The organism is Myxococcus hansupus, assembly GCF_000280925.3.
In the GTDB taxonomy this organism is placed as follows: Bacteria; Myxococcota; Myxococcia; order Myxococcales; family Myxococcaceae; genus Myxococcus; species Myxococcus hansupus.
Genome location: NZ_CP012109.1, coordinates 4,145,478 through 4,155,120 on the forward strand (window position 1 = coordinate 4,145,478; position 9,643 = coordinate 4,155,120).

The window sequence follows — 9,643 nt, forward strand, 5'->3', positions numbered from 1 at the left end:
ATGTCGCGTCGTCTTGTCCTCACCGGGTACGGCGCACCTCGTCCGGGCCGACGACCTCACGATGAGGCGCCGACGGGCCCCTGTATAAATCCCCCGTGCTCCCAGTTCAACCGAAGCCACGAGGCCACTGCCCCACGGGGAGGGACACGGGAGCTGCGTCATGCAAGCACCCATGGAAGGGCTCGCGATGGAGGCTGGCTTGGTCCGGGTTGAACCGGGCTGTCCTCGGTCTCAGCTTCTCTCGGAACATTCCCAGCGGTCGGAGGCATTCGAGATGAAACGAATCCAGGCACTGGTCGTCGCGGGCGCGTTGTGTGGGGGCACGGCCCTGGCCAAGGACGAGCCGAACATGCGGGGGCTCACGGTGACCGTGGGTGGCGGCGTGGAAGGCTACAGCGGAGGACTCGCGCCGCGCATCGACCCGGGCGCAGCCTACGGCGCCACCGCGGCGCTCAAACCGTCTCGCGTGTTCGGCATCGAGGTGGGCTACACCGGCGCCATCAACAAGATCGACCGGCGCGACGTGCGAGAGCTGGCGCGCAACCCGGACATCGTTCGCAATGGCGGACAGGCCGTGGCCACGATTGGACTCACGGCCAGCCCCATCCAGCCCTACATCCTCGGCGGATTGGGCATCAACCGATACAACGTCCGCCGAGGCGCCGAGGCGCTCGGCTACCGCGACGACACCGCGGGCGCCGTGCCCTTGGGCGCGGGGCTGCGCTTCTACTCGGGCGCCTTCACCGCGGACCTGAGGGCCAACTACAACCTTCTCTTCGACCAGGAGCTCGTCCCCTCGCTGCGGCCGGCGGAGAATCAGCCGATCTCGGACGTCACGTTCGCGGGGGGCTCCAGCTACAACGCCACGCTGAACATCGGCGCCACGTTCTGAGTGAGCGGCGCGGGGGCCCGGGACACGCTTCCCGGGCCCTGCTCGCGTCACCGCAAGCCGTCGTGGATGAACTTGAGGACGGCGAGGAACTGTCGGTCCATCACCAGCAGGATGAGCAGGGGCGCCAGCGCCGAGCCGATGACGGCTTGCAGCGCCAGCAAGTCCCAGGGAAACAGCCGCATCCTCCGCGCCAGCGTGTACGCAGTGCCGATGTCCGCCAGGGAGGACATCTCGGGCGCCCCTAGCAAATCCTTCTCCGGTCCGCCTTCGAACCACTTCTGCTCGAACTGCCGGGAATGGCGTGCCGCGAGCGGAGAGAAACCCGCGCTGCACCGCCGCTTGGCGCGCACCAACTGCGGGACGAAGAAGCCCATGGGCGCGAACACCATCGCCACCGCGCCCGCCGCGATGACGGCCAGCGGAATCACGTAGGCCACCGGGTTCGCGGACAGCCCCTGGGGCTCGACCCGGGACGTGTACGCGGCCACCACCACGGCCAGGGAGAACACCACCGGCGAGAAGCTGGCCTGAGCGACAGGGAGGAATCCCAGTCCCGCCATCATGTCGGGATGGGTGGGCACCAGCGTCAACGGCAGCCTCGACACGCGAAGCAGGAAGGCGCTCCACACGACGCCTCGCCACAGCCACCGGAGCGCGAGGAAGCGAAACAGCGGCTGGCTCACCAGGAGGTTCCACCATCCCGCCATGGAATAACCATTTCCATCCGGCCCCAGCGTCCAGGAACGGGTGGCGGCGTCCGCGGGGGCGATGAGGGTGAGCGCATAGGCCAGAGTGAGCAGCAGCACCTCGACGACGTAGCTGTCACGCCAGCGCATGGCCCTATGGGCGTCCGCTTCGAAGGTCTCCAAACCATCAGCCCGCACGAGGTTGGAGTGAAGGAAGTGCCTGGCCGCGAAGCGCAGGCGCCCATCGATGTAGGGCTCCGCGCCAATCAGCACCGGCAAGGCAATCAAGAGCTGGGCGTGGACCTGCAGCTCATCGAAGAGCGAGGCCACGGCGTGGCGTCCGCCGACCAACGAGAACAAGAGCAGCGGGAGCCAGGCGAGCACGGCGACCACGAGGGCCCGCAGCACCGGGTCATAGCGGTGCCGAGGCGCCCGGCGCAGCCGCTGCTCGGCTTCGAACAGCAGCCCGCCCTTCACCAGGGAGAAGTCGGCAAGCGTCGCGTGCAGGTCCATGGCGCGGAGGTGCCGACAAGGGCGGCACCGGGTTCACGGTGGGGACGCCCGCGTCACCGGACAAGCGCGCTCGGGCTGGCTGCCGGGCCCCGCCGGGAGGGTCGGACATGGACACGCGCCCTGCCCCTCAGGGCCGGATTGTTCCCAGCCGCGCGGCCCCCACGTTTCCCACGGGAGGCACGCACATGAGCATCGACGTCATCGACGAGGTCGCGGCCCAGGACGAGCACCCCATGACGCGCGGCGCGGAGCAGCAAACCCGCTCTCTGCCCGGCATGGTCTACATCCCGGGTGGCACGTTCTGGATGGGCTCGGACCACCACTATCCGGAGGAGCGTCCCTCGCATCAGGTGACGGTGACGGACTTCTGGCTGGACAGCCAGCCTGTCACCAACGCCGACTTCGCGCGCTTCGTGGAAGCCACCCACTACGTCACCGTCGCTGAGCGGCCGTTGAATCCGGCTGACTTCCCCGGCGCGAAACCGGAGCTGCTCGTCCCGGGCTCGCTCGTGTTCAAGAAGACGCTCGCGCGCGTGGACCTTCGTGATTTGACGCAGTGGTGGTTCTACACGGCGGGCGCGTGCTGGAAGCACCCCGAAGGCCCGGACAGCACCTGGGAAGGACGCGAGCAACATCCCGTGGTGCACGTGTGCTTCGAGGACGCACTCGCCTATGCCACCTGGGCGGACAAGGCGTTGCCCACGGAAGCGGAGTGGGAGTACGCCGCGCGAGGCGGCATGGAGCGCAAGGTCTATGTCTGGGGCGACGAGTTCGCGCCCGGCGGCAAGCTGATGGCCAACACCTGGCAGGGTGAGTTCCCCTGGCAGAACCTCAACACGGACGGCTTCGAGAGCACGTCGCCCGTCGGCAGCTTCCCGCCCAACACCTTTGGCCTCTTCGACATGGCCGGTAACGTGTGGGAGTGGACCACGGACTGGTACCAGGAGCGGCACAAGAGCCAGGGCGGCAAGCCCTGCTGCATCCCCGTCAATCCCCGGGGCCCGGCCACGGCGGACCGGAGCCTGGACCCGTGCCTGCCCCAGGTGAAGATTCCTCGCCGGGTCCTCAAGGGAGGCAGCCACCTGTGCGCGCCGAACTACTGCCTGCGCTACCGGCCCGCGGCCCGCTCGCCACAAGCCGTGGACAGCGGCACGTCGCACATCGGGTTCCGCTGCGTCGTCCGGCCGTGACGGGCGTGTGTCTCCCGCTACCGCTGCGTGCCCAGGTTCTTGTCGGCGGAGACCCTCTTCTTCATGGGTCTCCCGTGCTGGGCCCTCGCCTGAGCGAGGCCAGCTCCAGCTCATCCATCAGATGTTCATGGGCCAGGACGCGCCGCGCCGCCACCACCAGGGGAGGTCCCACCATGGCGCTTCCGAGCCGCCGGATGCCCCCCGCGCCCTCCTCCGCCTGCGCCACCACGCGGCGCGCGTGATCCAACGAGCGTGAGCACGGCCGGAGCGCGCGATGGACCGCCGCCACCTGCTGCGGATGGACGACGATCTTCCCATTGAAGCCCAACGCGCGGGCGCGCCGCGTCTCCTCCTCCACCCAGGCCAGGTCGTCCAGGTCGAAGCACGGCGAGTCGATGGCGGACACCCCCGCCGCGCTGGCCGCCATGGCGATACGGGAGCGCGCGAACACCAACGACTCCCACGCGAGCGGAACGCCCAACTGCGCGGACAGGTCCGCCGCGCCAAACACGAGCGCCTGGAGACGCGGCGTGGCCGAGGCGATGGCCTCCACCGCCGCGATGCCCCGGGGCGTTTCGATGATGGCCAGCAGGGACACCTCCGGCAGGTGCGGCCCCAGCAGCGCGTCAAGCTGCTGCAACTCCGCGGGCGACTCCACCTTCGGCAACAACACCGCGTCCGGCCAGGCGCCACTCTCCAGGAAGGCCAGCACGTCTCGCAGGCCCTCCTGGGTGCGAAGGCTGTTGATGCGGACCGCCAGCGGGCGGGATGGGCCTCCCCGCGCCACGTGCTCGATGACCCGCCGGCGCGCCTCCGACTTGAAGGCCCGAGGAACACCGTCCTCCAGGTCGAGCAACCCCACATCCGCCCCCGCCTCCGCCGCCTTGTCGAAGCGCGTGGGCTCCAGGGCGGGCGTCACCAGGATGGACCTGCATGCAATCGGCCACGACACGACGCCACCTCCACTGCCTCAAACGCCTTGGCTGGACAGCGGTTGCACGGCGTCGCACAGGCGTTCGAGGTCCTGTCGCGACACGTTGGAACGCAGCATGATGCGCAGGCCGCGCGCGTCGAAGTAACGGATGTCCTCGCGCGGCGCCTGCTGCCGTGCCGCCAACTCCGGTGAGGCAGGGATGCGGGCGGAGACCGCGCCAGCGCCAATGCCATGAACAATCATCGACCCGCTGTTGCGGTAGCGGTTCTTCGCATCCATCGACGCCTCCTTCACGAGACGGCGTCGGCCATGCTCTGACTATTCATGGCTCCCTGGGAAGACCCGTCCCGAAACGTGCTTGAGACATCGCATTCACACACAACCGCAGTGGAAACTTGGAGTCCGGACGCGGGTATTGGCCGACGCCTTGTACAGCAACTGTCTGCGAAGCCTGGTCGGTGAACCACCGGGCATGCAGCGGTTCGCGAAGCCACCGCGGGGCCGCCGTCAACGCGGCCACCGCATGCCGCGCCGAGAATCGACATGCGGCACGCAACTCCTCGGGCAGATGAAGGACAATTCCTACAAATGCATGAGGAAACACACCTCATGCTTCACTGACCTGGGGGGTCATCATCATGGGGAACTTCACGAAGGCGACGTCGACGTTGGTGCGGCTCGGAACGCGGGAAGCCAGCCACACGGGAGCCAAGCAGGCACCCAAGCTGTTCAAGCAGCCCGTCGCCCACTTCTCGTCGACGGCCAAGACGCCGTCGAAGATCGCCCAGGAGGTCAACACGCGGAACAACAGCCTGGACCTGATGAGCGACATCATGGACGCGGAGGACCGCCGCCACGGCGGCAACAACGCGATGATGCCGCCCATCAAGTACGACGTTCCGCTGTCGCGCCGGGAGAACTTCGCGTTCGACTCCATCCAGCCAGGCTTCGGCACCCCGAAGTCCGCCATCGACAAGCAGGGCAAGCTCCAGCCCGCCGGTGACAGCCCCACCATCACCGCCGCCGACCACGTCGACGGTGAGAAGTCCGTCAAGGGCAAGACGCCGTTCACGTCCTTCAGCGGCCCACCGGTGGGCGTGGACGGCAAGGCCACGGGGCCCCTCGTCGACAACCCGCTCTACGGCAAGGACCGCATCGTCACCAACCCGGCGAAGGACCCCAAGATGGGTGTGGTGCTCGACCAGTTCGCCATCCAGCGGGAGCTGCGAACGAGCACCCGGCCCGGCTTCAACGACATCGCCGTGCTGCGCTCCGAGCCCCGTCCTCAGCCGCTCTGGCAGCCCACCGCCGAGGAGCGAGCAATCATGCCGAAGGTCGGCGTGGACCCCGAGAAGCCCTTCTTCACCTTCCGCGAGCGCGCGATGGTGAACTCAGCGCGGGACCTGGAGTACCTGGTCAAAGGCACCGTCGGGAACTTCGACTTCTTCCAAGGCCAGGCGGATGGCTCGCTCAAGCCCCTCACCAAGCAAGAGGTGATTGACGAGGCCGCCAAGAAGTAGCCCGGAGCCAGCGGTCCTCGCGGCCCCGGGAGACAATCCGGCGCGTGCCCCGAAAGCTCACGGGTCACGCGCCGGAACACCGCATCAGCCGCAGGTCATCGTCCAGCGGCAGTTGTTGGACAGGCACTCACGGCCGCTGGCGCACAGCGCGCCGCGGGCCTTCTTGTTCTGACACTTGCCCGCGTTGAGGCCCCAGCCACAGTACTGGCTGCTGCCGCAGTCGGAGTCCGTGGAGCAGACGCAGCTTCCGGTGAGGCCCGAGCAGCCGTCCATGGCGTTGCAGGCGCCGCTGATGCACTCCTGCGCGAAGCGGCAGCTCTCGCCCATCTGCTTGGAGGCGGGCGCGTACCGGTGGCCACACATCTGGGGATAGGCCGCCTCGCGGGTGGCCTTCGGGACGTACGTGGCCACGCCGGTGGTGTCGATGTTCGTCGCGGCGTCCGCCATGCCGGTGCGCGTGCCAGTGGCCCGCTCCCACATGCGGATGAACGTCTCGGCCGAGCCCTCCAGGCCCGTGGTGTTGACGCCGAGCTGCTTCAGGTCGCGCACCACGTCCGGCAGCAGGCCGACGTGGGCCAGGCCGTAGACGTCGAAGTCGGTGCCGAGCGGCGCCGGACCGGACACGCGCTGCTGGTGGGCCTGGGCGGCCGCCTCCGCCGGGAAGCCCGCGGAGCAGGCGCCATGATCACCAAAGCGCGGGCGGGTCTGCTGGATGAAGCCGTTGAGGTCCGCGCCGAAGCCCATGTTCACCTTGAGGCCCATGCGGCCGAACTCGTAGGCCTGCGCCAGCGAGCGCGTGGAGCCCTGGCAGTTGTTGGCCACCGGCGTGCGGGTGTAGTCGCGCGTCTCGTCGTGCGCGGTGCGCAGGCCGAACATGCCGCCCGTCTGGCGCAGGTAGCGGACGATGGAGGCGGGCGTCGTCTTCTCGTTCGCGGCCAGGCCCGGGTGCATCACCTCGCGGAAATGGCCGTGCGAGATGTAGAGCGGGTAGTAGTTGCGTCCCTGGGAGATGGCGAAGGTGTCGTCCACGGAGCGCTCGGACATGTGCGCCACGTCCACGAGCATCCCCCGGTTCATCATCTCCGCGACCAGGGCCTTGCCCTCGGCCGTCAGGCCCTTGGTGTTCTTGCAGTTGGCATCCACGTCGAAGCCCAGCGTGAAGCCATTGCCCGTGAGGCCACAGTCCGTGTCCACGTGGCAGTTCTCCAGGAACTGCGCGACCTGGAAGATGGCGTTGTGGGGCGCCGCGCCGCCAAAGCGGTTGTCCAACTGGTGCACCGGCTGGATGGAGCGCACGCCCAGGTTGTGGACGCGGGTGAGCTCGGACTGCCAGTTCTTGGTGCCGAAGAGCTTGCTCGACTCGATGGAGAGCACCATCGCCAGCTTACCGGAGGCGATGATCTGCCGCGCGTGCGCGGGCGACAGCGCGATCTCCGCCCAGGGCGTGCGCGCGTCGAAGTCACGCGCCATCTGGAGCTGCACGTCCACGTCCATCATCTCGTCGCAGGGACGCTTGATGTTCTGATACGGCAGCGCCTTGCAGAGGAACTCGTTGCTCACCAGCGAGATGGTGACCAGGGACATGCCGCCCCGGTGCGCCTGCTGCAGCCAGCCTTCCCAGGCCTGCTGATGCGCGATGGTGTCCCAGCGGGGCCACTGCGTGGGCACGTTCATCCGGCCCAGGTGCAGACCCGTGTCGCCCTCCGTCCCCTCTACCTGCCCGATGATTTCCGACGCAACCGCGCCGCCAATGCCGAACATCTGGGAGAGCACGGGGATGCCGCTCAGGTTCACCCCGCCCGCGTTGGGACACACGTTGAGCATGGAGCTCAAATCCATGCGCACGCGCGCATGGTCGCTCTCCGGGAAGCCGCCGTCACAGCTCACCAGCGTGCCGGTGTGCTTGCCGTGGAACCATCCGCCGCTGAACGCCTCCTCGGCGAACATGTGGTGGTGCATCTCCGCGAAACCCGGAACGGAAGCGGGCTGCGCGACCTCTCCCGTCACCGCCGCTTCAACGGGGACGTCTTCCTCCGTGGGCTGGCACCCCTGCGTGAGCGCGAGCGCGGAAACGAGGGACAAGGTCAACAAACGCCGAGGGTCAGGGCCGATACATCGCTGCATACAGTGCACCTTTCCAGTACCGCGGGGAGGTGCCGTGGGAGTACCAGGAGTGACTCCTGTTTTTCAATGATTCCAACTTTTTCTTGAGAACTGAAACAACCGCGTAGCGTGAGTCTTGGCGTGGTGTGAAGCGTCAGGTCACAACACGATTGCAAGCCTCGCGGGCAGGTGGGGCAATCGCCCACCCTTCACAGATTGACGCTCCAAAGTGGTCTCGACTTCGGAGCCGTGGATGAAGAAGCCCTGGCGTTGCTTCCCGGTGGTGCTGCCCCTCTTGGCTGCTTGTGAGCTGCCGGCCGTGGACGCCTTGCAACCGTCGCACAACGAAGCGCCTTCGCGGCCACAGAGGGAGTGGGAGCCTTGCGGACTCGCCGCGCCCAGGCTGCTGGACCTTCATCCTGGCCCAGGGGACGCGAAGATAGGCGAGCAGACCCCCGGCCCCACCGGCCTCTTCTTCACCGCGGACGATGGCCGTCACGGCACCGAGCTGTGGACGAGCAGTGGAACGCACGGTGACGGCACGCGCTTGCTCCGAGACATCGCGGGAGGCGCGATGGGCGCGGACCCCACGGACCTCACGCGCGTGGGGGACCGTCTCTTCTTCATCGCGGATGACGGCATGAACGGCCGGGCCCTGTGGACCAGCGACGGCACCCGTGCGGGCACGACGCTGCTCAAACGCATCCTGCCCGTGAGGGCGGGGCTGGGTGAAGGGCAGGCCCTGGTGGCGTACAAAGACCGGATCTACTTCGCCGCCGAGCACGCCCATGGGACACGTGGCACGGAGTTGTGGACCAGCGATGGCACGCCAGCAGGCACCCGAGAAGTCGCGGACCTGGCGCCCGGCCCTGAGAGTTCCTACCCTCGCCGCTTCGCCGTGCACGACGGTTCGCTCTACTTCGTGATCAGCCGGGGCGAAGAGAACTGGCTCGTGCGCGGAGAAGGCGGCGCCAGCTTCACCCCGCTCCACAAGGTCTTCGAGGACACGGTCATCTTCGGAATGAAGAGCGTGGACGAAAAGCTCTTCTTCCTCGTGGACCCCGATGAGGGCGAAGCCACCCTGCACGTCACGGACGGCACGCCCGCGGGCACGCGCCGCTTGCGCTTCTTCCCCGGCGAGTATCCCCACGACCTGGTGGCGATGAATGGCCGTCTCTACTTCAGCGCGGGCTCCGGAACGGATGAGGGCGAGGAGCTCTGGGTCAGCGACGGGACCGTCTCCGGGACCCGGCGCCTGAAGGACATCCGGCCGGGAAGAAAAGGCTCGTCGCCCGCGTCGCTCGCGGTGCTCGGAGACCGCATCTACTTCTCCGCGGATGACGGCAAGCATGGGCGCGAGCTGTGGGTCAGCGACGGGACCTTCGGGGGAACGAAGCTCTTCAAGGATCTGATTCGGGGCACGCGAGGTTCATCCCCCTCCGAGGTGACCACCCTTCATGACTGGTTGTTCTTCAGCGCGGAGAATTCAAACGGAAAGGCTGAAACCTGGATCAGCAATGGCAGCACATCGGGCTTCTGGCGAATTGACACGGATGGCGCCCACGCGGCGAAAGGCTTTGTCCGCTCCGGTTGGGATGTGTTCTTCACCGCCGAGACGCGAGGCAGCGGCCGCGAACTCCATGCCCTGCCCTTCCGTCCGACTGGAGAATGCGCGCAGGCTCGACCCTGAGTGCATTCGTGCGTCCGCGAACCGCGACGGGTAGAGCCTGCTGCCCAGAAGCGCCCGTCGCCGTTCGATGCCGCGCCGGTAGCCACGAGCTACCGGCGCGGCGCACGAAGCGGCC

Annotated in this window: 8 protein-coding genes and 1 riboswitch; of the genes, 4 read left to right on the forward strand and 4 right to left on the reverse strand. The window is 67.7% G+C overall.

Going from position 1 to position 9,643, the window contains the following annotated elements; all coding sequences use genetic code 11:
• Positions 1-2: 2 nt before the first annotated feature.
• Positions 3-73, reverse strand: a riboswitch (guanidine-III (ykkC-III) riboswitch).
• A gap of 201 nt (positions 74-274) precedes the next feature.
• The gene (locus A176_RS15875; RefSeq protein WP_002640156.1) at positions 275-892 is read left to right on the forward strand and encodes a hypothetical protein; all 618 of its coding nucleotides are present in this window, start codon (positions 275-277) and stop codon (positions 890-892) included.
• 47 nt (positions 893-939) lie between these two features.
• Here A176_RS15875 and A176_RS15880 read toward each other — a convergent pair whose 3' ends face one another.
• The gene (locus A176_RS15880) at positions 940-2,091 is read right to left on the reverse strand and encodes a hypothetical protein (RefSeq protein ID WP_002640157.1); all 1,152 of its coding nucleotides are present in this window, start codon (positions 2,089-2,091) and stop codon (positions 940-942) included.
• Positions 2,092-2,276: 185 nt separating this feature from the next.
• On the opposite strand from A176_RS15880, the gene A176_RS15885 reads away from it, so the two are divergent.
• Positions 2,277-3,281, forward strand: coding sequence for a formylglycine-generating enzyme family protein (locus A176_RS15885; RefSeq protein ID WP_044890895.1), 1,005 nt, complete (start codon positions 2,277-2,279; stop codon positions 3,279-3,281).
• Positions 3,282-3,342: 61 nt separating this feature from the next.
• Here A176_RS15885 and A176_RS15890 read toward each other — a convergent pair whose 3' ends face one another.
• Both A176_RS15890 and A176_RS15895 read right to left on the reverse strand, forming a co-directional pair.
• Positions 3,343-4,233 (reverse strand): HpcH/HpaI aldolase/citrate lyase family protein, encoded by an 891-nt coding sequence (locus A176_RS15890; protein WP_002640159.1) that lies wholly within the window; start codon positions 4,231-4,233, stop codon positions 3,343-3,345.
• 18 nt (positions 4,234-4,251) lie between these two features.
• Entirely contained in the window at positions 4,252-4,494 is a 243-nt protein-coding gene (locus A176_RS15895) for a hypothetical protein (RefSeq protein ID WP_002640160.1), read from the reverse strand.
• 359 nt (positions 4,495-4,853) lie between these two features.
• Here A176_RS15895 and A176_RS15900 point away from each other — a divergent pair, with 359 nt between their 5' ends.
• The gene (locus tag A176_RS15900) at positions 4,854-5,735 is read left to right on the forward strand and encodes a hypothetical protein (protein ID WP_002640161.1); all 882 of its coding nucleotides are present in this window, start codon (positions 4,854-4,856) and stop codon (positions 5,733-5,735) included.
• Between the two features lie 84 nt (positions 5,736-5,819).
• Here A176_RS15900 and A176_RS15905 read toward each other — a convergent pair whose 3' ends face one another.
• Positions 5,820-7,859, reverse strand: a complete 2,040-nt coding sequence (locus tag A176_RS15905; protein ID WP_002640162.1) for a membrane dipeptidase — start codon at positions 7,857-7,859, stop codon at positions 5,820-5,822.
• A 232-nt stretch (positions 7,860-8,091) separates the two neighbouring features.
• Between A176_RS15905 and A176_RS15910 the strand changes: the two genes are divergently transcribed.
• A complete protein-coding gene (locus A176_RS15910) occupies positions 8,092-9,528 on the forward strand; it encodes an ELWxxDGT repeat protein (protein ID WP_002640163.1) in 1,437 nt (478 codons plus the stop codon).
• Positions 9,529-9,643: the final 115 nt, after the last annotated feature.